Origin of the sequence: Bradyrhizobium sp. SZCCHNS1022 (assembly GCF_032484835.1) — a bacterium.
Taxonomy (GTDB): Bacteria; Pseudomonadota; Alphaproteobacteria; order Rhizobiales; family Xanthobacteraceae; genus Bradyrhizobium.
This window is the reverse complement of the sequence record NZ_JAUETT010000006.1, coordinates 299,637-325,492: the sequence shown is the minus strand read 5'-3', so window position 1 is coordinate 325,492 and position 25,856 is coordinate 299,637. Positions and strand designations below refer to the sequence as shown.

Genomic DNA, 25,856 nt, shown 5'->3' with positions numbered 1-25,856 from the left:
CAGGGGAGTTGCTTTTCAAACACTTGTATGAAACTATCGTTTGAGGAGGCCGTGATGTCAAGGCGAGCGATTTCGCGCGGCGGCATTTCGGCGCTGCGGTGGCTCGCATCGTGATCGGCGCAGGCAAGATAGAGGCTTGCGGGCGCGCGAGGGCGGGCGAACACTGCGGCCAAAGACGACGAGGAAACACCCAAGGAGGGCCCGATGGACTTCACGATGTCAGCGAAGCAGCAGGAATGGCTGGAGCGGGTTCGCAGCTTCATGACCAAGCACGTCCGCCCGGCGGTGCCGATCTACAAGCAGCAGGACGCCCAGGGCGACCGCTGGAAGGTGATCCCGGTCCTGGAGGAGCTGAAGGCGAAGGCCAAGGCCGAGGGCCTCTGGAACATGTTCCTGCCGCCCTCGCCGCATGAGGACGATGAATTCCGCGGCGCCGGCCTCACCAATCTCGAATATGCGCTGCTCTCGGAAGAGATGGGCCACATCTCCTGGGCCTCGGAGGTGTTCAATTGCTCGGCGCCCGACACCGGCAACATGGAAGTGTTGATGCGCTATGGCAACAAGGAGCAGAAGCGGCAATGGCTGCGGCCCCTGATGGACGGTGAGATCCGCTCCGCCTTCCTGATGACGGAGCCGGCGGTGGCCTCGTCGGATGCGACCAATATCGAGACCCGCATCACCCGCGACGGCGATCATTACGTGATCAACGGCCGCAAATGGTGGTCGTCCGGCGTCGGCGATCCCCGCTGCAAGATCGCGATCCTGATGGGCAAGACCGATCCCTCCGCCGCCAAGCACCAGCAGCAGTCGCAGATCCTGGTGCCGCTGGATACGCCCGGCATCAAGGTGGAGAAGATGCTGCCGGTGTTCGGCTTCGACGATGCGCCGCACGGCCACGCCCAGGTGCTGCTGGAGAATGTCCGCGTGCCCGCCAGCAACCTCCTGCTCGGCGAGGGCCGCGGCTTCGAGATCGCGCAGGGCCGGCTCGGTCCCGGCCGCATCCATCACTGCATGCGCACCATCGGCAAGGCCGAGGAGGCGCTGGAGAAGATGGTCAAGCGGCTGATGTCGCGCACCGCCTTCGGCAAGAAGATCATCGAGCATTCGGTGTGGGAGCAGCGCATCGGCGAGGCCCGCACCAATATCGAGATGACCCGGCTCCTGTGCCTCAAGGCCGCCGACATGATGGACAAGGTCGGCAACAAGACCGCGCAGGGCGAGATCGCGATGATCAAGGTGGCGGCGCCGACCATGGCGCTCAAGATCATCGATGACGCGATCCAGGCCTTCGGCGGCGCCGGCGTGTCGGACGAGGCGGGCCTCGCCAAGGACTACGCCAACATCCGCACGCTGCGGCTGGCCGACGGTCCGGACGAGGTGCACAACCGCGCCATTGCCAGGCTCGAAGTCAAGAAGTATGCAAACACGAACCACTGAGTGACGAAGATGTAGGGGGGGGGCAAAGCGACCCGTCCGCCGTAGCCCGAAGGGCGTAGGCGGAAGCGTGCCCACCTGCTTCGTGACAAGGACGCAAGCCGTGGTGGGCGCGGCGCTTCGCGCGATGCATGAACGCGCCTTTGCCCACCTTACGCTTGCTGCCTCGGAACGACGATCGACGAAGAGACACAGAACTAAGTGAGACAGGGAGCCCCGTCTTGGCTGACGCCGTGAGGAAGGACGAAGATTTTTCCGGCACCAAGCCGGTCGAGGAGCGGCATCGCTTCGACGAGGCGAAACTCGCCGCCTGGATGGCGGAGCATGTCGCGGGCTTTGCCGGCCCTCTGACCGTGCTGCAGTTCAAGGGCGGCCAGTCGAACCCGACCTATCGCCTCAACACCCCGGCGCGCTCCTACGTGATGCGCCGCAAGCCGTTCGGCAAATTGCTGCCGTCGGCGCATGCGGTCGATCGCGAGTTTCGCGTCATTTCCGCACTCGGCAAGCAGGGATTTCCGGTGGCGCACGCCTATGCGCTCTGCCAGGACGATTCCGTCATCGGCGCCGCCTTCTACATCATGTCGATGGAGGAGGGCCGGGTGTTCTGGGATCCGACGCTGCCGCATGTCGATCCGTCCGAGCGGCCCGCGATCTTCGAGAGCAAGATCAAGACGCTCGCCAAACTGCATATGTACGACCCGAGCGCGATCGGCCTGTCCGAGTTCGGCAAGCCCGGCAACTACTTCGCGCGCCAGGTCGACCGCTGGACCAAGCAGTATCGGGCCTCCGAGACCCAGCACATTCCGGAGATGGAGAAGCTGATCGAGTGGCTGCCGCGCACCGTGCCCGCGCAGGAGCGCGTCTCGATCGTGCATGGCGACTACCGGCTCGACAACATGATCTTCCATGCCACCGAGCCGCGCGTCATCGCGGTGCTCGACTGGGAACTGTCGACGCTCGGCGATCCCATGGCCGACTTCACCTATCTGTTGATGCAATGGATCATGCCCGGTCTGGCCGGCGTCGATCATCGCGCGCTCAATATTCCGACCATGGAAGAAGCGGCGCAGATCTATTGCAGCGCCACCGGCATGAAGCTGCCCGATCTGAACTGGTACTTCGCCTACAATCTGTTCCGCCTGGCCGGCATCCTGCAGGGCATTATCGGCCGCATCCGCGACGGCACCGCCGCCAACGACAAGGCGATCGAATCCGTCAAGCGCATGGTGCCGATGACCAAGACCGCGTGGGAGTACGCCGAGAGGGCGGGCGCGAAGTAGGCAGCGGACCAGTCACGGTCACGAGGATTTTCTTAACTCGTGCCCGCTATGGTCATGTCAATCGCGGACGGCCTGCAAGGGCGACTCGCGAGCGTAATGCGTAAGGAAGCCCGCCGTCTCAACCCGGCGGGCTTTTCCGTGGGAAAGGTCGCCAATGTCAATCTCCTCAGCCAAGAACTACGCGCTGCGCGCCGAACGGTCGCAGGATCCCAAGGAGGCCGCAGACCTGCTGGCAAAAGCAGTGCTGGAACTGGCGGCCTCGATCGAGGCGACCGACGCCAAGGTGAAGAAGATGAACAAGTCAGGCTGATGGTTTTGCCGTCCGCCCGTCGGGACGGATGACGGGCTTCAGTTCGTAGCCCGCGTGCGCGATCCGCGAGGTCATTCCCCGAATGTCCTTGTCGCTCATCCGGGCTACTGCCGCAAAACATCCAGTCCATCAGCCTTCGAACACTGCGCGATCAATCTCTCGATCAAGCCCGCGCAACGTTCCAGCTCCGCCATCTCGACGTATTCATCGGCCTTGTGCGCCTGCGCGATCGCGCCGGGGCCGATCACCACGCTCGGGATGTCGGCCATCGCCACGAACAATCCGGCCTCGGTGCCGAACGACACCTTGATGTGGCTGTTGCGCCCGGCGAGAGTTTTGGCAAACGTCACCAGCGGATGATCGGCCGCCATGTCGAGCGCCGGATATTCGAGAATATCTTCGAATTCGACGCCGCTGTCGGCATGGCCGCGCCGCATCGCCGGCTCGATCTCGCGTTTGGCCCACGCGACGATCTCGCCGGTCTGTTGCCTGGCCTCGTGCACGCCGAGCCCGCGCGCCTCGAATTGCAGCTCGCATGTATCGGGCACGATGTTGAGCGCGGTGCCGCCCTGGATGACACTGCTGAGCAGGGTGGTGTGGGCGACCTCATAGAGCTCGTCACGTGCGCCATGTGCGGCGATCTCTCGCGCGCGGCGGCGCACCTCGGTGATCAGGTCGGCGGCATGTTCGACCGCGTTGACCCCGTGCGGCGCCAGCGCGGAATGACACGCCTGGCCGCGGAAGATCGCACGCAGCGCATGCTTGCCCTTGTGTCCGATCGCGACCTGCATCAGCGTCGGCTCGCCGACGAAGCAGGCGAGCGGCTTGACCGAGAGCTTGTTGATCTCATCGAGCAGCGGGCGCACGCCGACGCAGCCGACCTCCTCGTCATAGGACAGCGCCAGATGAATCGGCGAGGCCAGCTTCGCGCGCGCCATCTCCGGTACCATGGCGAGGCACACCGCGACGAAGCCCTTCATGTCGGCGCTGCCGCGGCCGTAGAGCCGGCCGTCGCGCTCGACGAGCGTGAACGGATCGGCGCTCCAGTCCTGCCCAGTGACCGGCACCACATCGGTATGGGCCGACAGCACGATGCCGGGCCTGTCGGCCGGCCCGATCGTCACCCACAGCGCCGCCTTACGGCCGGTCTCATCGACGATGCGCTGCGCGGTGAGGCCGAAGCCGGCGAGATAATCTTGGACGTAATCGACCAGCGCCAGATTGGACTTGTCGCTCACCGTGTCGAAGCCGACGAGATCGGCGAGGAGTGTCTTGATATGGTCGGTACGTTCACTTGGCATGATCGTCGGGAATCTCGGCCTGTATGCCCTTCGCCCAATGAGGACTGGAAGCAGGAATAGCGAAGCGCCATTATCGCTGATCGACGATGTGAATGAAAGATACGCGGCCCAACGGCCGGGTTAGGCAAATCACCTCCCGGGGGAAAGTGGCGCCGATGTGCTCGTGTGCCCGACGGGGCAGCACAAACAGCGTGCGCCGAGAAGCCAAATTCGCGTCCCCGATCAAGGCGATCACCCCTGTCCAGTCCCGGCGCGAAAAATATTTCTATTTCTCTTTTTCAGAAATTATGATTTCCTTACGCCATCCCGCCTCGATGAGAGGGGCGCTTCGCGATCGTCACGAGCGTTGGGTGCGGGATGCGGTGGGCGCATCGACGTTGCAGCGTGATCTCACGCGGACGAACAGCGTTGATGCGCGCGGTCAAGTCGTGTGGTCCAGGCATCCCGGTGCTGATGCCTGCGCAACGCGACGCGTAAGCGTCGTCGCATGGGGGCAAGAAAGCCGGTCCCCAGGGAGAGCACGAAGCAGCCGTTCCAACCATCGCGCAGGGAAGGCCGGGCGATTTCGGCTGCACCTGTGGTTCTGCCGCGTGCGTTTTTGCTGCACGCGGACCATGGGCGCCAGCCGGCGCCCGGTCTTCCCTGCGCCCTCGATATCGAAGAGGGTTTCAGATTCAGCATCACCCGGGCGCAATCGTACCGCGGGAACGCGAAGGTGTGTGTTCCAGGATCGTCATTGCGAGGAGCGAAGCGACGAAGCAATCCAGACTGCCGATGCGGGGATGGTCTGGATTGCTTCGCTATCGCTCGCAATGACGTCGCGGCGGCGAGTAAAAGGCTGTCGTCTCGCGGCTACGTTGCTCGCGAGACTTCGCGGTATGGCGACGAGCGCACGGCGCTCGCGCCGAGGTCCCCCCTTTGTGGGCCGACTGGAGAAGGGGGAGCTGCTGCGGTGTTAAATCGGCTTGCCCGCATAGGGCATCGAGGCGGTCAGCCCGCCATCGACCGGGAACGCCTGGCCGTTGACATAGGAGGCCTCGTCGCTGGCGAGGAACAGGCCCATCGCGGCGATCTCGTGCGGCTGGCCGGCGCGCTTGAGCGGATTGAGCTGGCCGATCTTGCCTTCGGTGCCGCGCTCCTTGGCGCCGTCGAAGATCGGCTTGGTCATGCCGGTTTCGATCAGGCCGGGGCACACCGCGTTGATGCGCACGCCGGTGCCGGACAGCGAATAGGCGGTGGTCTGCACCAGGCTGATCACGCCGGCCTTGCTCGCCGCATAAGGATGGCCCGAGGCGCCCGACTTCAAGCCGGCGACCGATGCCGTGCAGACGATCGCGCCGCGCTGCTGCCGCACCATGTGCGGCATCGCATATTTGATCGCCAGGAACGGCCCGATCAGATTGATGCGCAGGATCTCCTGCCAATGCTCGACGGTCTGCTCGGCGATCGGCTTCAGCCCGCCGGAAATGCCGGCATTGGCCCAGATCACGTCCAGCCGGCCATAAGTGGCGACGGCGCGGTCGACGAAGCCGATCACGTCCGCCTCGGAGCCGGCATCCGCAAGCACGGCCTCGGCGACGCCGCCTTGTTGTTTCACCAGTTCGACCGTCTCCTTGACGCCGTCAGTGCGGTCGACCGCGATCAGTTTGGCGCCTTCGCGGGTGAACAGCAGCGAGGCGGCGCGGCCGATGCCGCTTCCCGCGCCGGTGATAATGACCGATTTGCCTTGAAGGCGGCCCATGCTTTCCTCCTGCTCGCTGTTGTCCCGGCGGGTTGCCCGCACGATGGAATTCAAACGCCGTTTCAAACGTGCCCCATCGCGCGAAGTCACTTGAGACGGCCGTGCGTCTCACGTACAGCCACAATGCTGGACAGGGAAGAGTGATCGTGATGTCGGACAATCAGGATAAGCCGGCCGTCGTCACCACGCGCTGGTGGTGGGTGCGCCACGCTCCGGTCCGCAACGACGGCGGCAACATCTACGGCCAGACCGACATTGCCTGCGACACCAGCGACCGTATCGTGTTCGAGGCGGTGGCGAAGATCCTGCCGCGCAACGCGGTCTGGTATGCGAGCAATCTGAGGCGGACGCATCAGACCGCGGAGGCGATCTGGGCCACCGGCTTTCCGCAACCTGAGACGATGATCAAGGAAGCGGCCTTCGCCGAGCAGCATCTCGGGCAATGGCAGGGCATGAACCGCGCGGCGTTCCTGGCGAGCCGGCCGCCCGGCAGCAACTGGTTTGCCGCGATAGATCAACCCGCGCCCGGCGGCGAGAGCTTCATGGATCTCTACAGCCGCGTCACGGGAGCGGTCGTGCGGATCGGCGCCGAGCAGGCGGGCCGCGACATCATCGCGGTTGGCCATGGCGGCACCATCAAGGCCGCGGTCGGCTTTGCGCTCGGCGGTTTGGTCGAAAAGGCGCTGGCCTTCGATATCGATAATTGCTCGGTGACGCGGCTCGACCATGTCGCGACCGGAGACCTGAGCACCTGGCGTTTGCCGATGGTGAACCAGCAGCCCTGGATGGCCGCTTCAGCGCAGGCCGCGATGCATCAGCCGGCGGGGCCGGAGGTGACGACCAGCAAGCTGGCTTGATGAGAGCCGTCATTCGGGGCGGCCCCGCAGGGCTAAACGCGGAGTGGCGTCACACGTTCGAGGCTGCGGGTTCGTCGCTGGTGCGCCGCCCCGGACCGACATTCAGAAACGAGGAGGAAACACACATGACCCTGTTCGACATGACCGGCAAGGTCGCCGTCATCACCGGCTCCACCCGCGGCATCGGGCTTGCCATCGCCGAGCGCATGGCCGAGCACGGCGCCAAGGTGGTGGTCTCATCGCGCAAAGCCGATGTTTGCGATCAGGTCGCCAAAGAGATCAACGCCAAGTACGGCGCGGGCAGGGCGCTCGCCGTTCCCGCCAACATCTCCAGCAAGGAGAACCTGCAGCACCTTGTCGACGAGGCCAACCGCGCCTTCGGCAAGATCGACGTGCTGGTCTGCAACGCCGCCTCGAATCCATATTACGGTCCCTTGGCCGGCATCTCCGACGATCAGTTCAGGAAGATCCTCGACAACAACATCGTCGCCAACAACTGGCTGATCAGCATGGTCGTGCCGCAGATGATCGAGCGCAAGGACGGCTCCGTGATCATCGTGTCCTCGATCGGCGGCCTGAAAGGCTCGACCATCCTCGGCGCCTACGCGATCTCGAAGGCCGCGGACATGCAGCTCGCGCGCAATCTCGCCTGCGAGTACGGGCCGCACAATGTGCGCGTGAACTGCATCGCGCCTGGCCTGATCAAGACCGACTTCGCGAAGGCGCTGTGGGACAACCCGGACAATCTGAAGGCTGCGACGTCGCGCTCGCCGCTGCTTCGGATCGGCATCCCCGACGAGATCGCGGGCGCCGCGGTGTTCCTCGGCTCGGCAGCCGGCAACTTCATGACCGGCCAGACCATGGTGATCGACGGCGGCGCGACGATCAGTTGAGGGTAGGGATCATCCTAGTACTCCGTCATGGCCGGGCTCGTCCCGGCCATCCACGTCGAGCGACGGGCGCGGAAGAGCATTGGATGCCCGGGGCAAGCCCGGGCATGACGAGTGGAGAGAGGTGCGAAACTACTCCACCGCCGCATACACGACATCGCGCACGAGCGTGCGCAGATAATCGCGCTGGCCGGGACCTTGGGCCATGAAGACGCAAGTGAGCTCCTCCTTCGGATCGATCCAGAAGAAGGTGCCGGCGATCCCGCTCCAGAAGAATGTGCCGGGCGAACCGGGGAAAGGCGCGACGCCGGCGTCCTTGCGCACCGCGAAGCCGAGGCCGAAACCGTGACCGGGGGAGAGGATCGTGCCCTCGATCTTGCAGCCGTGCGGCAGATGATCGGAGGCCATCAGCTCCAGCGTCTTGCGGCCGATCAGGCGGACGCCGTCCAGACTGCCGCCATTGAGCAGCATCTGGCAGAAGCGGGCATAGTCCATGGCGGTCGAGACCAGCCCGCCGCCGCCGGACTCCATGATCGGGCGCTCGATCATGTTGAAGAGTTGGACCTGCTCGCCGGTCCAGGGATCGCGCTCGAGCGGCTCGGCCAGACGTCCGGCATTGTGCTGCTCGGTATAGAAGCCGGTATCCGCCATGCCGAGGGGGCCGAGGATGCGCTCGGCGAGAAGGCTGCCGAGCGGCTTGCCGGAGACGACCTCGATGACACGGCCGAGAATGTCGGTGGAGCGGCTGTAATTGAAGCCGGCGCCGGGCTGGCAGATCAGCGGCAGGCCGGCGACGATGGAGGCGTGTTCGGCATTGGTGATCTTGCGGCTGCGCACCCGCGACTGCTGGTACAGCTGGTGCACCGGGCCGGTCCCGGTGTGCTCGTAAGCGATCCCGGAGGTGTGGCGCAGCAGGTCCTGGATCGTGATGGGCCGCTCGAGCGGGACCAGTTCCAGCTCACCGCTGCCGGTCTCGACGCCGACCTTCTGGTCGGCGAATTCGGGAATGAACTTCGCGACGGGGTCGCTGAGCAGGAGTTCGCCGTCCTCGACCAGCATCATGATGGCGAGCGAGACGATCGGCTTGGTCATGGAGAAGATGCGGAAGATCGAATCCCGGGCCATCGGCGCATGGGAAGCCGGACTCTGCCGGCCGATGGCGTCGAACCAGCCGATCTGGCCGCGGCGGGCAACCAGCAGGGTCACGCCGGGCACGGTTCCCTTGTCGACCTCGCGCTTGAAGGCATCCGAGGCCCGCTGCAGCCGGGCCGCGGAGAGGCCGAGCTGCTCGGGTCGCGCTTCCGGGAGTGGCTGCGGGCGGGCACTCGAAGCGGGGCGGGCGGCGGGCACAGTCATGGTCTCTCCCTTGGATATTATTGTCGGCTTGCATCAAGTCTGGCCGAGATGCTGTGGTTTGAACAGCGGATTTGGCCCATTGCACCCTTGCATTCGGGGCTGCGACTATGCTTCAACGAGCGCGAACCGGCGACGCAGTCCCGGTTCGCTAGGAGTGTAGCTCAATTGGTAGAGCACCGGTCTCCAAAACCGGGGGTTGGGAGTTCGAGCCTCTCCACTCCTGCCAGCGAGATCAAGCACTTAAGCCCAGCTTTCAAAGAATCGGGTCGCGCAGGCGAAAGATCGGTTCGCGCTGTGAACGAGACGGGCGCAAGCGGCCTTGCGCATGCCCATATCTTGACCTTGGGCCCATCTGCCAGTAGATATCGCGCAACCTGCTGCCGGCCCGTGAGAAAAGCGGATTTCCGGCGCGGCTTTTCACTCCCCGAACAAGCGAGCCCGATTCCCGGCTCATCTCTCGAAACGAGGGTGGGCCAAAGACGGCTGTTCAAAAAGCACTGTTCGGATTCCATGCAAACTCTTTAATCGTCCGAAGACCTGATCGTCTGAAGACCACGCGGACCCCACGATGGCCACCAGCCCGTTCAAATTCCTGCAGGAAGTGCGCTCGGAGACCGCCAAGGTCACCTGGCCGAGCCGTCGCGAGACGATGATCACCACGATCATGGTGTTCGTGATGGTGGCGCTCGCCTCGGTCTTCTTCTTCGCCGCCGATCAGATCATTCGTTATCTCATCACCCTCGTGTTGGGCATTCACTGATGGCAACCGCAACGCAAACCGCCGACAAGCGCTGGTACATCGTCCACGCCTATTCGAACTTCGAGAAGAAGGTCGCTGAATCGATCCGCGAGCAGGCCAAGCAGCGCGGGCTGGAAGACCTGTTCGAGCAGGTGCTGGTGCCGATCGAGAAGGTCACCGAGGTGCGGCGCGGCCGCAAGTTCGATGCCGAGCGCAAGTTCTTCCCCGGCTATGTGCTGGTGAAGATGAAGCTGACCGACGAGGCGTTCCACCTGATCAAGAACACGCCCAAGGTGACCGGCTTCCTCGGCGCCGAGAACAAGCCGATGCCGATCTCCGAAGGCGAGGCGATGCGCATCCTGAACCAGATGCAGGAAGGTGTGGAGCGGCCGAAATCGACCGTTTCGTTCGAGATCGGCGAGAACGTCCGCGTCGCCGACGGCCCGTTCGCCTCGTTCTCCGGCGTGGTCGAGGAAATCGACGAGGCCCGTTCGCGCCTGAAGGTCGCGGTGTCGATCTTCGGCCGCGCGACCCCGGTCGAACTCGAGTTCAACCAGGTCGAGAAGATCGCCGGCTAAGCTGGGAGCAGGGCATCCCGTCCTGCTTGAGACTTTCCTTTTCGCCCGATCTCGTGTATCGGGCGCCCTTCGCTCTCGACCGGTGTCGGGGGCATTTCGCTCGTGGGAGGCGCGGCCGGCATTGCCAGCCGGAGCCAAGCGTGCCGCACCACGGTCCCAAACCATCGCCGCGGGTTTTCCCGCAGCGGGCGTCCGTAACAGGCAAAGCGCGGGCGCATTGGAGATTGAATAATGGCAAAGAAAGTAACGGGATACCTGAAATTGCAGGTCCCGGCCGGGGCGGCGAACCCGTCGCCCCCGATCGGCCCCGCGCTCGGTCAGCGCGGTCTCAACATCATGGAGTTCTGCAAAGCGTTCAACGCGCAGACCCAGAAGGAAGAGAAGAACACCCCGATTCCGGTGATCATCACCATCTACGCGGACCGGTCCTTCACCTTCGAGATGAAGACCCCGCCGATGTCCTACTTCTTGAAGCAGGCCGCCAAGATCCAGTCCGGCTCGAAAGCTCCGGGCCGCGACAAGGCCGGCAAGGTGACCAAAGCGCAGGTGCGCGAGATCGCCGAGAAGAAGATGAAGGACCTGAATTGCGACACCATCGAATCGGCCATGAAGATGGTCGAGGGCTCGGCCCGCTCGATGGGTCTGGAAGTTGCGGGGTAAGGCGCCATGGCGATCGGAAAACGCTTGAAGACCGCCCGCGAGGGCATTGACCGCACGAAGCTCTATGCGCTTCCCGAGGCGATCAAGATGATCAAGGAGCGCGCAACCTCGAAGTTCGACGAGACCATCGAGGTCGCGATCAATCTCGGCGTCGACCCGCGCCATGCGGACCAGATGGTTCGCGGCGTAGTCATGCTGCCGAACGGCACCGGCCGCACCCTGCGCGTCGGCGTGTTCGCGCGCGGCGCCAAGGCGGACGAGGCCAGGGCCGCCGGCGCCGACGTGGTCGGCGCGGAGGATCTGGTCGAGAAGGTGCAGAACGGCAATATCGACTTCGACCGCTGCATCGCCACCCCCGACATGATGCCGCTGGTCGGCCGTCTCGGTAAGGTGCTCGGTCCGCGCGGCATGATGCCGAACCCGAAGATCGGGACCGTGACCATGGACGTCACCGGTGCGGTCAAGGGGGCCAAGGGCGGCTCTGTCGAGTTCCGGGTCGAGAAGGCCGGCATCATCCAGGCTGGCGTCGGCAAGGCCTCGTTCTCCGAGGAGAAGCTGGTCGAGAACATCAAGGCGCTCGCGGACGCGGTGGTGAAGGCGAAGCCGGCCGGTGCCAAGGGCACTTATGTCCAGCGCGTCGCGGTGTCCTCGACGATGGGCCCGGGCGTCAAGGTCGAGCCGGGCACCGTGCTCGCCTGATTTGGCGGCACATCATGTGAGAGTTTGAGAGCGGGGCCGGGCAACTGGTCCCGCTCTTGCTTTTTGAAGAGCGCGATACCCGAGAGCGCCATGCCCGACAAAGTCCTGATCTACTCCCGCCTTCCCAAATCCCTGACCCAGCGTTTCTCTGCGGATTTCGACCTGCTCGACACCGCCGGCAAGCCGGCCAATGAAGTGTTTGCCGCCGAGGAATTGGCGCAGGTTCGCGCGCTGATCACCGCCGGCGGCACGCCGTTGCGCGCGGCAGACATGGACAGGCTGCCGGCGCTCGGGGCGATCATCTGCTACGGCACCGGCTACGATGGCGTGGACTTGAAGGCTGCCGCCGCGCGCAACATCGTGGTGGGTAATAGCCCGGGCGCCAACGCCTCGTCGGTCGCCGACGTCGCGCTGATGTTGCTGCTGGCGACGATGCGGCGGCTTCCGATCATCGATCCCTATGTGCGCAGCGGCGACTGGGTTGCGGCCAAGCCGTCGCCGCTGATGAGGCCGCCGTCAGGCCTGTCCGGCCGCAAGGTCGGCGTTTACGGCATGGGCGAGATCGGCCGCAAGATCGCGGCGCGCCTCGCGGCTTTCGAGACCGACATCGGCTATTTCAGCCGTACCCGCTACGACGACCTGCCGTATCGGTATTTGCCCAGCCTCGATGCGCTCGCCGAATGGTGCAGCGTGCTGATGATCGCAGTCCGGGCCAGCGCGGAGACGCATCATGCCGTCGATGCGGATCTCCTCAAGGCGCTCGGCGCCGATGGCTATGTCGTCAACATCTCTCGCGGTTCGGTGATCGATCAGGCTGCGCTGGTTGCTGCCCTGACCGATCATACGATCGCCGGCGCCGGGCTGGATGTGTTCGAAATCGAGCCGCATGCGCCTGACGAACTCACGCGACTGCCGAACGTGGTGCTGACCCCGCATATCGGCGGCAATACGCGGGAATCCCATGTCGCCATGCAGGGCTGTGTCGTCGCCAATCTGAAGGCGTTTTTTGCCGGGGAGAGGTTGCCGTTCCCGGTCAAGTGACACGAGATGGCCTGCGCGCAGGCTGGCGGTCCGAACGTGTTGGGCGCCCGAGCCGCTGGCCCCCGAACTGGTGTGAATTTTGCTCTTGGCAAGTCGGTGGAGACCGGCTAAATACCGCGCTCCGGACGTGCTGGCTTGGCTGGCACGTCCACGCTCGCATTCCGAATAGAGACGAACAGGAGATCATTCCTTTCAGGACGTCCCTCGCGGATCACCCGAAAGGAAGGATGGTCGTTCTCTTTTGCGGCGTGCGAGTCAGGGGCCTTTCGGCTTGCCGAGCGGCCCCGATCCTGTCCGAGACTGCAGGCGCCCGCGAGAATATGCGAATATTCTCTAAGGCTTAATCTGATGGCCTGCATAGACGGGTGAAGACCGGATTTCTCGCATCGCGCCGCTTTCGGCGGTTGGGATGCAGGTTTGGTTCGAACCTCGACACTCCGTCTCCTCAAAGGGGCGGAAGGGCAGGCTATTGAAGTCGTCGTGCCGCCCTGCGTGTCCTTAATGGTTCTTAACCGAAGGTCAGGTTTGGCGGGACGATGGGTGCAACCCGGCGGTCCCGCCTATGGCAAAGGCCGCCAACCGGAGAGAGCTTGCTGTGGAACGAGCGGCAAAGAAAGAGGCGGTCGAGCAGCTGCACGAGGTCTTCAAGACCACGGGCGTTGCCGTCGTCGCTCATTATTCCGGCCTCACCGTGGCCCAGATGCAGACCCTGCGCAAGCAGATGAAGCAGGCGGGCGCGTCGGTGAAGGTCTCGAAGAACCGTCTCGCCAAAATTGCTCTTGAAGGCACGGACGTCGTCGGCATCGGTTCCCTGTTGAAGGGGCCGACCGTGATCGCAACTTCGAACGATCCTGTCGCGGCGCCCAAGGTTGCCATGGAATTTGCCAAGGCGAACGAAAAGTTCGTCATCCTCGGCGGCTCCATGGGTAAAACCGTCCTGAATGTCGACAGCGTCAAGGCTCTCGCCTCGCTGCCGTCGCTGGACGAACTGCGCGGCAAGCTCGTCGGCCTGATCCAGGCTCCGGCGACCAAGCTCGCCCAGCTCGCCAATGCACCCGCGGCCAAGGTCGCGCGCGTCATTCAGGCTCATGCCTCAAAGGGCGAAGCGGCCTGACGCCCTTCGCAAACACTCACAACCTGGTTTCGAACCGAACCACATTAAGGAAGTACATCAATGGCTGACTTGCAGAAAATCGTCGACGACCTGTCGAGCCTCACCGTGCTCGAGGCCGCTGAGCTCGCCAAGCTGCTGGAAGAGAAGTGGGGCGTGTCCGCCGCGGCTGCGGTGGCTGTCGCTGCTCCGGGTGCTGGTGGCGCTGCCGCCGCTCCGGTCGAAGAGAAGACCGACTTCACGGTCGTTCTGGCCGCTGCCGGCGACAAGAAGATCGAGGTCATCAAGGAAGTCCGCGCCATCACCGGCCTGGGCCTGAAGGAAGCCAAGGACCTCGTCGAGGGTGCGCCGAAGCCGCTGAAGGAAGGCGTGAACAAGGACGAGGCCGAGAAGATCAAGGCTCAGCTCGAGAAGGCTGGCGCCAAGGTCGAGCTCAAGTAAGCACGGCTTGCTTCAGCTGAGATTCTGGCCGAGCGACGGCGAGGTTGGGGTCTTTTGCCAAATGTTTCGGTGGTCGGGAGGGCGAAAGTCACCCGGCCATCGCGCACGAGAGATTGTGGTGGTATCCCGTGCTGGATCGGGCGCCCTGCGGGAGCTGGTGCAAAAGGCGTGCAAAGGGAGCGTCCAATGCGCGTCAAACACGAAAATGTGTGGGGATCTAGGGGCTTGCCCCTCGAATCTCGGTTATTGTCGCCCCATATTGGGTCGGCAGCACGAAAAGCCGATCGTGCAGGGAGCGGCGAGGTTTCCTGTGCAGGCCGTTGGGAGATAGGCAATTTCGGGCTTTTGCAGTCCGTAACGAGATGGTTCTGACGAGCGGGTGCGTCTTTGCGCCCCGCGCGTCGTTTTGCGTTTTGATGGTCTGAAGAACGAATTTGGGACGCTTCGGTTCCGAACCTTGTGCTTCCGATCTTCGAGATGGATCGAAATTCAACCCGAATAGCGGTGGCAGCCGCAGGTTCGGAAGGTCCGCCCCTCCGGGCGACGAAATGAGAGGCCACGATGGCGCAGCAGACATTCACCGGTCGCAAACGCGTTCGCAAGTTTTTTGGACACATCAAGGAAGTCGCCGAGATGCCGAACCTCATCGAGGTTCAAAAGGCGTCTTATGACCAGTTCCTGATGGTGGACGAGCCGGCAGGCGGCCGGGCGGACGAAGGCTTGCAGGCGGTGTTCCGCTCGGTGTTCCCGATCTCCGATTTCTCGGGCACCTCGATGCTGGAGTTCGTTCGCTACGAGTTCGAGCCGCCGAAATACGACGTCGACGAGTGCCGTCAGCGCGGCATGACCTTTGCTGCGCCGCTCAAGGTGACGCTGCGCCTCATCGTGTTCGATATCGATGAAGAGACCGGTGCGAAGTCGGTCAAGGACATCAAGGAGCAGGACGTGTACATGGGCGACATTCCGCTCATGACCATGAACGGCACCTTCATCGTCAACGGCACCGAGCGCGTCATCGTCTCGCAGATGCACCGTTCGCCGGGCGTGTTCTTCGACCACGACAAGGGTAAGACCCACTCCTCGGGCAAGCTCCTGTTCGCCGCTCGCGTCATTCCCTATCGCGGCTCCTGGCTCGACATCGAGTTCGACGCCAAGGACGTAGTGTTCGCGCGCATCGACCGTCGCCGCAAGATTCCGGTGACGTCGCTGATGTTCGCGCTCGGTCTCGATGGCGAGCAGATCCTGTCGACCTTCTACAAGAAGATCATCTACAAGCGCGCCAAGGACGGTTGGCGCGTGCCGTTCGATGCCAACCGGTTCCGTGGCTACTCGACCGCCAACGACCTGATCGATGCCGATACCGGCAAGGTCGTGCTCGAAGCCGGCAAGAAGCTCACCGTGCGTGCCGCCCGCCAGCTTCAGGAGAAGGGGCTGAAAGCCCTGCGCATGGGCGACGAGGAACTGCTCGGCAATTACATCGCCGAGGACCTCGTCAACCCGAAGACCGGCGAGATCTTTGCCGAAGCGGGCGATGAGATCACCGACAAGCTCATGAAGGTGTTGAACGAGCAGGGCTACAAGGACCTGCCGCTGCTCGACATCGACCACGTCAATGTCGGTCCCTACATCCGCAACACACTTTCGGCCGACAAGAACATGACGCGCGAGGACGCGTTGTTCGACATCTACCGCGTGATGCGTCCGGGCGAGCCGCCGACGCTCGATTCGGCGCAGGCGATGTTCCAGTCGCTGTTCTTCGATGCCGAGCGTTACGACCTCTCCGCGGTCGGTCGCGTCAAGATGAACATGCGCCTCGAGCTCGATGCGCCGGATACCCAGCGCACGCTGCGCAAGGAAGACATCCTGGCGGTCATCAAGACCCTGGTCGACCTGCGCGACGGCAAGGGCGAGATCGACGACATCGACCATCTCGGCAACCGCCGTGTCCGTTCGGTCGGCGAGCTGATGGAGAATCAGTACCGCATCGGCCTGCTCCGCATGGAGCGTGCCATCAAGGAGCGCATGTCGAGCGTCGACATCGACACCGTGATGCCGCAGGACCTGATCAACGCCAAGCCAGCCGCGGCCGCGGTGCGCGAGTTCTTCGGCTCGTCGCAGCTGTCGCAGTTCATGGACCAGACCAACCCGCTGTCGGAGATCACCCACAAGCGCCGCCTGTCGGCGCTTGGCCCGGGCGGTCTGACCCGCGAGCGCGCCGGCTTCGAAGTGCGCGACGTGCACCCGACGCATTACGGCCGTATCTGTCCGATCGAGACGCCGGAAGGTCCGAACATCGGCCTGATCAATTCGCTCGCGACCTTTGCCCGCGTCAACAAATACGGCTTCGTCGAGACGCCGTATCGCAAGGTAAAGGACGGCCGCGTCACCGACGAAGTGGTCTATCTGTCGGCCATGGAAGAGGGGCGTTATCGCGTCGCGCAGGCCAACGTGCCGCTGGATGCGAAGGGGCGCTTCACCGAAGACCTCGTGGTCTGCCGTCATGCCGGCGAAGTCGTGCCGATGACGCCGGACAAGGTCGACTACATGGACGTGTCGCCGAAGCAACTCGTCTCCGTCGCCGCGGCGTTGATCCCGTTCCTCGAGAACGACGACGCCAACCGCGCGCTGATGGGCTCGAACATGCAGCGCCAGGCGGTGCCGCTGGTTCGCGCCGAGGCGCCGTTCGTCGGCACCGGCATGGAGGGTGTCGTGGCCCGCGACTCGGGGGCTGCGATCGCGGCCCGCCGTTCGGGCGTCATCGACCAGATCGACGCCACCCGCGTCGTCATCCGCGCCACGGAAGATCTCGATCCGACCAAGTCGGGCGTCGATATCTACCGGCTGATGAAGTATCAGCGCTCCAACCAATCGACCTGCATCAACCAGCGTCCGCTGGTGAAGGTCGGCGATATCGTCAAGAAGGGCGACATCATCGCCGACGGTCCGTCGACCGATCTCGGCGAGCTCGCGCTCGGCCGCAACGTGCTGGTCGCGTTCATGCCGTGGAACGGCTACAACTTCGAAGACTCGATCCTCTTGTCCGAGCGGATCGTGAAGGAAGACGTCTTCACCTCGATCCACATCGAGGAGTTCGAGGTGATGGCCCGCGACACCAAGCTCGGTCCTGAGGAAATCACCCGCGACATTCCGAACGTCTCGGAAGAAGCGCTGAAGAACCTCGACGAGGCCGGCATCGTCTATATCGGCGCGGAAGTGCGTGCCGGCGACATCCTGGTCGGCAAGATCACGCCGAAGGGCGAAAGCCCGATGACGCCGGAAGAGAAGCTGCTCCGCGCCATCTTCGGCGAGAAGGCCTCCGACGTGCGCGACACCTCGCTGCGGGTGCCGCCGGGCGTGCAGGGCACGATTGTCGAAGTGCGAGTGTTCAACCGCCACGGCGTCGACAAGGACGAACGTGCTCTGGCGATCGAGCGGGAAGAGATCGAGCGTCTGGCCAAGGACCGCGACGACGAGCAGGCGATCCTGGACCGCAACGTCTACAGCCGTCTCGCCGACATGCTGGAGGGCCGGCAGGGCATCTCCGGTCCGAAGGGCTTCAAGAAGGACACCAAGATCACGCGCGCGGTGCTCGACGAGTATCCGAAGTCGCAGTGGTGGCTGTTCGCCTCGCCGAACGACAAGCTGATGGCCGAGATCGAGGCCATGCGGAAGCAGTACGACGAGTCGAAGAAGGGGCTTGAACAGCGCTTCCTCGACAAGGTCGAGAAGCTGCAGCGTGGCGACGAGCTGCCGCCGGGCGTGATGAAGATGGTCAAGGTCTTCGTCGCGGTGAAGCGCAAGATCCAGCCGGGCGACAAGATGGCCGGCCGTCACGGCAACAAGGGCGTCGTCTCCAAGATCGTTCCGATCGAGGACATGCCGTTCCTCGAGGACGGCACCCATGCGGACATCGTGCTGAACCCGCTCGGCGTGCCCTCGCGCATGAACGTCGGGCAGATCCTCGAGACCCATCTCGGCTGGGCTTGCGCCGGCCTCGGCAAGCGCATCGCCCAGACGGTCGATGCCTACCTGTCGAAGCAGGACGTCAAGCCGCTGAAGGAGACCTTGAAGCGGATCTACGGCGATGACGAGACCATCAAGACGCTCAACGACAACGAGTTGATCGAGCTTGGTCACAATCTGAGCCGCGGCGTGCCGATCGCCACGCCGGTGTTCGACGGCGCCAAGGAGGCCGACATCGAGGAGATGTTGAAGCTCGCCGGCCTCGACGCATCCGGTCAGTCGACGGTCTATGACGGCCGCACCGGCGATGCGTTCGATCGCAAGGTGACGGTCGGCTACATCTACATGCTGAAGCTGCACCATCTGGTCGACGACAAGATCCATGCGCGCTCGATCGGCCCGTACTCGCTGGTCACCCAGCAGCCGCTGGGCGGCAAGGCCCAGTTCGGCGGCCAGCGCTTCGGCGAAATGGAGGTGTGGGCGCTCGAAGCTTACGGCGCGGCCTACACGCTGCAGGAGATGCTCACGGTGAAGTCGGACGACGTCGCCGGCCGCACCAAGGTCTACGAGGCGATCGTCCGCGGCGACGACACGTTCGAAGCCGGTATTCCGGAATCGTTCAACGTGCTGGTCAAGGAAATGCGCTCGCTCGGCCTCAACGTCGACCTGCACAACTCCAAGATGGGACCGGCGCCGACATCGGAAGCCGCAGAGTAGTTCAAGTCATCAGGCCCGGCCGTGAGTGACGGCCGGGCATCGGCATCTTGCCCACGGGTCAGGGCAGGGCGCTTTATGAAAGAGATTTTCGAATTTGCTGCCGGCCCCGATCGGCATGCGAGGAGAAGACGATGAACCAAGAAATTATGAATCTCTTCAATCCGACGACGCCGGCTCAGGTCTTCGACCAGATCCGGATCTCGATCGCGAGCCCTGAGAAGATTCTGTCCTGGTCCTACGGCGAGATCAAGAAGCCGGAAACGATCAACTACCGCACCTTCAAGCCCGAGCGCGACGGATTGTTCTGCGCCCGCATCTTCGGGCCGATCAAGGACTATGAGTGCTTGTGCGGCAAGTACAAGCGGATGAAGTACAAGGGCATCATCTGCGAAAAGTGCTCGGTCGAGGTGACGCTGTCGCGCGTCCGGCGCGAGCGCATGGGCCATATCGAGCTTGCAGCTCCCGTCGCCCACATCTGGTTCTTGAAGTCGCTGCCCTCGCGCATCGGCCTCCTGCTCGACATGACGTTGAAGGATCTCGAGCGGATCCTGTACTTCGAATATTACGTCGTGCTGGAGCCGGGAACGACCACGCTGAAGGAACGTCAGCTGCTGTCGGAAGACGAGTATCTGAAGGCGCAGGACGAGTTCGGCCAGGACAACTTCACCGCCATGATCGGCGCCGAAGCGATCCGCGAGCTGTTGCGCGGGCTCGAGCTTGAGAAGCTCGAGGCCACCTTGCGCGTGGAGATGCAGGAGACCGACTCCGACATCAAGCACAAGAAGCTCGCCAAGCGGCTGAAGATCGTGGAAGCGTTCCGCCATTCCGGTAACAAGCCGGAATGGATGATCATGACCGTGGTTCCGGTGATCCCGCCGGATCTGCGGCCGCTGGTGCCGCTCGACGGCGGTCGTTTCGCGACTTCGGACCTCAACGACCTCTACCGCCGCGTCATCAACCGCAACAACCGCCTGAAGCGGCTGATGGAGCTGCGCGCTCCTGACATCATCATCCGCAACGAAAAGCGCATGCTGCAGGAGGCTGTCGACGCATTGTTCGACAACGGCCGCCGCGGCCGCGTCATCACCGGCGCCAACAAGCGGCCGCTGAAATCGCTCGCCGACATGCTGAAGGGCAAGCAGGGCCGCTTCCGTCAGAACCTGCTCGGCAAGCGCGTCGACTATTCGGGCCGTTCGGTGATCGTGGTCGGTCCCGAGCTGCGCCTGCATCAGTGCGGCCTGCCGAAGAAGATGGCGCTCGAGCTGTTCAAGCCGTTCATCTATTCGCGGCTTGACGCGAAGGGCCTGTCGACGACCGTCAAGCAGGCCAAGAAGCTGGTCGAGAAGGAGCGGCCCGAGGTCTGGGACATCCTGGACGAGGTCATCCGCGAGCATCCGGTGCTCTTGAACCGCGCGCCGACCCTGCATCGCCTCGGCATTCAGGCGTTCGAGCCGGTGTTGATCGAGGGCAAGGCGATCCAGCTGCATCCGCTGGTCTGCTCGGCGTTCAACGCCGACTTCGACGGCGACCAGATGGCCGTGCACGTTCCGCTGTCGCTCGAAGCGCAGCTGGAAGCGCGCGTCCTGATGATGTCGACCAACAACATCCTGCATCCGGCCAACGGTCAGCCGATCATCGTGCCGTCGCAGGACATCGTGCTCGGCCTCTACTACGTCTCGATCATGCGCGAAGGCATGGCCGGTCAGGGCATGGCGTTCGGCAACATGGCCGAGCTCGAGCATGCGCTGCATGCCAAGGCCATCCATCTCCACAGCAAGATCAAGTATCGCTGGGAGGGCATGGACGAGACCGGCAAGGTCGCCAAGCGCTGGATCGAAACCACCGCGGGCCGCGTGATGCTCGGCAATCTCCTGCCGAAGCATCCGCGCGTGACGTTCGAGGTCATCAACAAGCTGATGACCAAGCGCGAAATCTCGGGCGTCATCGATCAGGTCTATCGTCACTGCGGCCAGAAGGAGACGGTGATCTTCTGCGACCGCATCATGGCGCTCGGCTTCTACAACGCCTTCAAGGCGGGCATCTCGTTCGGCAAGGACGACATGGTCGTGCCGCAAGGCAAGTGGAAGATCGTCGACACCACCCGTACGCTGGCGAAGGATTTCGAGCAGCAGTACAATGACGGTCTGATCACCCATGGCGAGAAGTACAACAAGGTCGTCGACGCTTGGTCGAAGGCCAGCGAAGAGATCGCCAAGGAGATGATGAAGGAGATCTCCGTCACCAAGAAGACGGCGACGGGGGCGGATGCCGACATCAACTCGATCTACATGATGTCGCATTCCGGTGCGCGCGGTTCGCCGGCCCAGATGCGTCAGCTCGCCGGCATGCGCGGCCTGATGGCCAAGCCGTCGGGTGAGATCATCGAGACGCCGATCATCTCGAACTTCAAGGAAGGTCTCTCGGTTCTCGAGTACTTCAACTCGACCCACGGTGCCCGCAAGGGCCTCGCGGACACCGCGTTGAAGACCGCGAACTCGGGTTACCTGACCCGTCGTCTGGTCGACGTCGCGCAGGACTGCATCATCACGCAGGACGATTGCGGCACTCATCTTGGCATCAAGATGCGCGCGATCGTCGACGCCGGCACCCTGGTGGCTTCGCTCGGCTCGCGCATCCTGGGCCGCGTGCCCTGCGATGACGTGCGGGATCCCGCCACCAACGCCGTGTTGGTCAAAGCCGGCACGCTGATGGAGGAGAGCCACATCGACGCCATCCAGCAGGCGGGCGTGCAGGAGGTGAAGATCCGTTCGGCGCTGACCTGCGAGCTGGTCAACGGCATCTGCAAGATGTGCTACGGCCGCGACCTCGCACGCGGTACGCCGGTCAACCACGGTGAGGCTGTCGGTGTCATCGCCGCGCAGTCGATCGGTGAGCCCGGCACCCAGCTGACGATGCGCACCTTCCACATCGGTGGCGCTGCGCAGCTGAACGAGCAGTCCTTCGTCGAATCGAACTTCGAAGGCAAGGTGGTCATCAGGAACAAGGCGATCGCTCGCAACAGCGAAGGTCACCTGATCGCGATGGTCCGCAACATGGTCGTGACGATCGTCGACCCCGACGGCACCGAACGTGCGACGCACCGTATCCAGTACGGCTCGCGCATGCATGTGGACGACGGCGACATGATCAAGCGCGGCCAGCGCATCGCCGAGTGGGATCCTTACACCCGCCCGGTGCTGTCGGAAGCCGAGGGCACCATCGACTTCGAGGATCTGCTCGAAGGCCAGTCGATCTCCGAGACGCTCGACGAGTCGACCGGTATCGCCAAGCGTGTCGTCATCGATTGGCGCTCGACGCGTGGCGGCGCCGATCTGCGGCCCGCGATCGTGGTCAAGGGCAAGGACGGCAAGGTGCTGAAGCTCGCCCGCGGCGGCGACGCCCGCTACATGCTTCCGGTCGACGCCATCCTGTCGGTCGACGTCGGATCGACGGTCAAGTCGGGCGACATCCTGTCCCGTATCTCGACCGAGAGCGCCAAGACGCGTGACATCACCGGCGGTCTGCCGCGGGTGGCGGAACTGTTCGAAGCGCGCAAGCCGAAGGACGCAGCGATCATCGCTGAGATCGCAGGCACCATCCGCTTCGGCCGGGACTACAAGAACAAGCGTCGCATCTCGATCGAGCCCGTCGACAAGACCGAGGAGCCGCGCGAGTACCTGATCCCGAAGGGCAAGCACATCCACCTGCAGGACGGCGATATCGTCGAAAAGGGCGATTTCATCGTCGAGGGCAATCCGGCACCGCACGACATCCTGGCCATCAAGGGCATCGAGGAACTCGCGGCCTATCTGGTCAACGAGATCCAGGAGGTCTACCGGCTGCAGGGCGTGCTCATCAACGACAAGCACATCGAGGTGATTGTCCGTCAGATGCTGCAGAAGGTGGAGATCACCGACCAGGGCGACACCGACATGATCTCGGGCGAACAGGTCGACAAGATCGAGTTCGACGCGACCAACGCGAAGGCGAAGGAGGAGGGCAGGAAGCCCGCCACCGGCACCCCGGTTCTGCTCGGCATCACCAAGGCGAGCTTGCAGACCCGTTCGTTCTTCTCGGCGGCATCGTTCCAGGAGACCACGCGCGTCCTCACGGAAGCGGCGGTCAACGGCAAGATCGACCCGCTCGAGGGCCTGAAGGAGAACGTCATCGTCGGTCGCCTGATCCCGGCCGGCACCGGCGCCTCCATGGCGCGCATCCGCGAAGTCGCCGTGAAGCGGGACAAGCTCATTCTCGACGAGCGCGAGAAGCAGGCCGCGATCGTGCCGAGCACTCCGGAGCCGCAGCCGCTCGCGTTGCCGCCGGCGGAGTAGCCGTAAATCTACGGAGCGCGCGTCGGCGCGCTCCGGCGTTCATTCATCGAACGGAGAAAAGGCCGGCTGTCGCCGGCCTTTTTTTAACATTTTTTTGTCCTGTTGCAGGGGCACATCCCCGTTGTTCATCTTCCCTTCAGGCAAAGAGGCGCTTCTGGTGCCGTCTGATCCGCCATAATGATCTCCACCGACCGCCATCACGACGCGCCGATTTGCTTAAGCGCAAACCCTGTGTGGACTGGCTGCGCTATGGCCGATCGAGCCCCGAGGGTGGCAGAACCCCCTGAGATCGACGACCGGCGACGTCACGGACGTCCGGAGATAGCGGAACGCAGATGCTTGACCTTGCGATTGTAGGCGGTGGCCCCGGCGGGCTGATGAGCGCCTGGTACCTCAGGAAAAAGTTGGGTGACCTTTGCAAGGTCACGATCTTCGAAGCGTCCGATCGGCTGGGCGGCAAGATCGTCACGCGCAAGTTCGATACCGCGCCTGCGATCTACGAAGCGGGCGTCGCCGAAATCTACGATTATTCGATGAGCGGGCCGGATCCCCTGCGCGAGCTGATCCAGCATTTCGGCCTGCAGACCATCCCGATGGATGCGCTCCAGGTGCAGCTCGACGGCGAGTTGCTCGACGACGTTCCCGGCCTGCGCCGCAAATATGGGCCGAAGACGGCCGCCGCCGTCGAGGCGTTCCGCCAGCGCTGCACCGAGGTGATGTCACCGGTCGAATATTACGAGGGCGTCGGCGCGCACGATAACGAGCATCCCTGGGCCTATGTCTCCTGCGAGGAGCTGCTCGACAAGGAAGTCGATGATCCCACCGCCAAGCGCTTCTTCAAGGTGATGGCGCGCTCCGACATCGCGACCGAGGCCCACAGCACCAATGGGCTGAATGCGCTGAAGAACTTCGTGATGGATATCGACGGCTATATCGGCCTGTATTCCATCCAGAACGGCAATGAGCAGCTGATCGAGGGCTTGCGCTCCGAGGTCGACGCCGACATCCAGCTCAATCATCGTGTGCTGAAGGTCGGCAAGACCGCGTCCGGCCGCTACCGGATCAACATGATGAACGGCAAGGGGCCGGAGACGCGGGAGTTCGACTTGGTGCTGGTCTGCCTGCCGCATTCCTGGCTTGCCACCCTCGGCTGGGAAGGTGAAAGCCTGCGTAAGTCGATGGTCAAGCACGTCGCCTATTTCGACCGTCCTGCGCATTACTTGCGCGTCTCGATCCTGTTCGATGAGCCGTTCTGGGGTGACAAGATCCCGGGCTCCTGGTTCATGTCGGAAGCGTTCGGCGGCTGCTGCATCTACAATGAGGGCTCGCGCCATGATGTCGGCCGGCACGGCGTCCTGAACTGGCTGATTGCCGGCTCGGATGCGCTCGCCTTCGCCAATCTGTCAGATCAGGAATTGATCGACGCTGCGCTGAAATCGCTGCCGGCGGCGTTTGGCGACGCCCGCGCGCATTTCATGGAAGGCAAGATCCATCGTTGGCTGTCGTCGGTGAACGCCTTGCCGGGCGGCTTGCCGGTGCGCGATGTCATGACCAATCATCGGCCCGATCCGAAGGAGCATCCCGGCATCGTGCTGGTCGGCGACTATCTGTTCGATTCGACCTTGAACGGTCTGCTCGATTCGTCGGACGCCGCGACCGACATCATCCTGACCGAGATGATACGGCTGCGTCGCGCCCGGGCGCAGTCCGAGAAGCCGCTCTCGGACAAGATCGATCGCGAGTATTTCGAGAACTATCGCGGGCAAGGGCCTTATAGCGAGGCCTGGCAGCAATTCACCGATCCGGCCTATCTGACCGACCTGATCAAGATCGTCTGGAACCGCGCCCGCGGCTACAAGCTCCTGGTTGCCGGGTCGGCGAGCGGCGAACTGGTCGGCGCGTTGCGCGACCGCGGTATCGATGCCTGGGGCATCGAGAACAACCGCTACATCCATGGCAAGACGCCGAAGGCGCTGAAGAAGTTCAACAAGCTCGGTTCGGTCACCGACATGCCGTTCAAGGATGGCGAGTTCGACTTCGTGTTCGAAACCAGCCTCTGCCATGTGGCGGAAAGGCAGGTGCCTCGCGCAATCCGCGAACTCAACCGCGTGGTCAAGACGGGCCTGGTGTTCGGCTCCATCACCTCCGACATGGCGCCGGCGCTGATCGACCGCTACGATCTGTTGCGGGGCGTGAAGAAGCTCGGCACCTGGTGGGAATGGTCGGAGCTGTTCTTCGGCAACGGCTTCGACCTGTCGATGCATCGCCACGACTGTACCGACGCATTGTGGGCGGCGACGCTGGCCGCCAACAAGGGGCCGGGCCACTGGTATGCCGACGCGGACAGCCTGCGCTATTCGTTCTTTGACAAGGTCAAGGACGAGGACTGAGGCGGCCGCGCCTGTCG

General features: G+C 63.5%; 18 protein-coding genes and 1 tRNA gene. 16 read left to right on the top strand and 3 right to left on the bottom strand.

The window, feature by feature from the left end; genetic code table 11:
* The first annotated feature begins 204 nt into the window (after window positions 1-204).
* From QX071_RS29650 to QX071_RS29640, 3 genes are all read left to right on the top strand, one after another.
* Window positions 205-1,437: an acyl-CoA dehydrogenase family protein gene (locus tag QX071_RS29650; RefSeq protein WP_315705617.1), complete on the top strand. Its 1,233-nt coding sequence runs from the start codon at window positions 205-207 to the stop codon at window positions 1,435-1,437.
* Between the two features lie 218 nt (window positions 1,438-1,655).
* On the top strand, window positions 1,656-2,714 hold the full coding sequence (locus QX071_RS29645) for a phosphotransferase (protein ID WP_315705618.1): 1,059 nt from the start codon (window positions 1,656-1,658) through the stop codon (window positions 2,712-2,714).
* A 154-nt stretch (window positions 2,715-2,868) separates the two neighbouring features.
* On the top strand, window positions 2,869-3,024 hold the full coding sequence (locus QX071_RS29640; RefSeq protein WP_315705619.1) for a hypothetical protein: 156 nt from the start codon (window positions 2,869-2,871) through the stop codon (window positions 3,022-3,024).
* A gap of 104 nt (window positions 3,025-3,128) precedes the next feature.
* Here the strand turns inward: QX071_RS29640 and argE are convergent, their stop codons facing one another.
* Entirely contained in the window at window positions 3,129-4,325 is a 1,197-nt protein-coding gene (argE, locus tag QX071_RS29635; RefSeq protein WP_315705620.1) for an acetylornithine deacetylase, read from the bottom strand.
* 955 nt (window positions 4,326-5,280) lie between these two features.
* A complete protein-coding gene (locus QX071_RS29630) occupies window positions 5,281-6,066 on the bottom strand; it encodes an SDR family oxidoreductase (RefSeq protein WP_315705621.1) in 786 nt (261 codons plus the stop codon).
* Between the two features lie 149 nt (window positions 6,067-6,215).
* On the opposite strand from QX071_RS29630, the gene QX071_RS29625 reads away from it, so the two are divergent.
* Window positions 6,216-6,923 carry a histidine phosphatase family protein gene (locus QX071_RS29625; protein WP_315705622.1) on the top strand — a complete coding sequence of 236 codons (708 nt, stop codon included), beginning with the start codon at window positions 6,216-6,218 and terminating at the stop codon, window positions 6,921-6,923.
* Window positions 6,924-7,048: 125 nt separating this feature from the next.
* Complete coding sequence (locus tag QX071_RS29620) at window positions 7,049-7,816, top strand: SDR family oxidoreductase (RefSeq protein WP_315705623.1); 768 nt, start codon at window positions 7,049-7,051, stop codon at window positions 7,814-7,816.
* A gap of 129 nt (window positions 7,817-7,945) precedes the next feature.
* Here the strand turns inward: QX071_RS29620 and QX071_RS29615 are convergent, their stop codons facing one another.
* Window positions 7,946-9,169 carry a serine hydrolase gene (locus QX071_RS29615; RefSeq protein ID WP_315705624.1) on the bottom strand — a complete coding sequence of 408 codons (1,224 nt, stop codon included), beginning with the start codon at window positions 9,167-9,169 and terminating at the stop codon, window positions 7,946-7,948.
* Between the two features lie 150 nt (window positions 9,170-9,319).
* Between QX071_RS29615 and QX071_RS29610 the strand changes: the two genes are divergently transcribed.
* From QX071_RS29610 to QX071_RS29560, 11 genes are all read left to right on the top strand, one after another.
* Window positions 9,320-9,395: transfer RNA gene (locus tag QX071_RS29610), tRNA-Trp, on the top strand.
* Window positions 9,396-9,737: 342 nt separating this feature from the next.
* Entirely contained in the window at window positions 9,738-9,929 is a 192-nt protein-coding gene (secE, locus tag QX071_RS29605; RefSeq protein WP_315705625.1) for a preprotein translocase subunit SecE, read from the top strand.
* Window positions 9,929-10,486, top strand: coding sequence for a transcription termination/antitermination protein NusG (nusG, locus tag QX071_RS29600; protein WP_315705626.1), 558 nt, complete (start codon window positions 9,929-9,931; stop codon window positions 10,484-10,486). Before secE ends, nusG begins: the two co-directional genes overlap by 1 nt.
* 231 nt (window positions 10,487-10,717) lie before the next feature.
* Entirely contained in the window at window positions 10,718-11,146 is a 429-nt protein-coding gene (rplK, locus tag QX071_RS29595) for a 50S ribosomal protein L11 (protein ID WP_011088164.1), read from the top strand.
* 6 nt (window positions 11,147-11,152) lie between these two features.
* Entirely contained in the window at window positions 11,153-11,845 is a 693-nt protein-coding gene (rplA, locus tag QX071_RS29590) for a 50S ribosomal protein L1 (RefSeq protein WP_315705627.1), read from the top strand.
* Window positions 11,846-11,935: 90 nt separating this feature from the next.
* Window positions 11,936-12,886: a 2-hydroxyacid dehydrogenase gene (locus tag QX071_RS29585; RefSeq protein ID WP_315705628.1), complete on the top strand. Its 951-nt coding sequence runs from the start codon at window positions 11,936-11,938 to the stop codon at window positions 12,884-12,886.
* A gap of 595 nt (window positions 12,887-13,481) precedes the next feature.
* A complete protein-coding gene (gene rplJ / locus QX071_RS29580) occupies window positions 13,482-14,000 on the top strand; it encodes a 50S ribosomal protein L10 (RefSeq protein ID WP_315705629.1) in 519 nt (172 codons plus the stop codon).
* 60 nt (window positions 14,001-14,060) lie between these two features.
* Complete coding sequence (gene rplL / locus QX071_RS29575) at window positions 14,061-14,438, top strand: 50S ribosomal protein L7/L12 (RefSeq protein ID WP_315705630.1); 378 nt, start codon at window positions 14,061-14,063, stop codon at window positions 14,436-14,438.
* A gap of 561 nt (window positions 14,439-14,999) precedes the next feature.
* On the top strand, window positions 15,000-19,118 hold the full coding sequence (gene rpoB / locus QX071_RS29570; protein ID WP_315705631.1) for a DNA-directed RNA polymerase subunit beta: 4,119 nt from the start codon (window positions 15,000-15,002) through the stop codon (window positions 19,116-19,118).
* Between the two features lie 131 nt (window positions 19,119-19,249).
* Complete coding sequence (gene rpoC / locus QX071_RS29565) at window positions 19,250-23,449, top strand: DNA-directed RNA polymerase subunit beta' (RefSeq protein WP_315705632.1); 4,200 nt, start codon at window positions 19,250-19,252, stop codon at window positions 23,447-23,449.
* Window positions 23,450-23,784: 335 nt separating this feature from the next.
* Complete coding sequence (locus QX071_RS29560) at window positions 23,785-25,839, top strand: FAD-dependent oxidoreductase (RefSeq protein ID WP_315705633.1); 2,055 nt, start codon at window positions 23,785-23,787, stop codon at window positions 25,837-25,839.
* The last annotated feature ends 17 nt before the right edge of the window (window positions 25,840-25,856 follow it).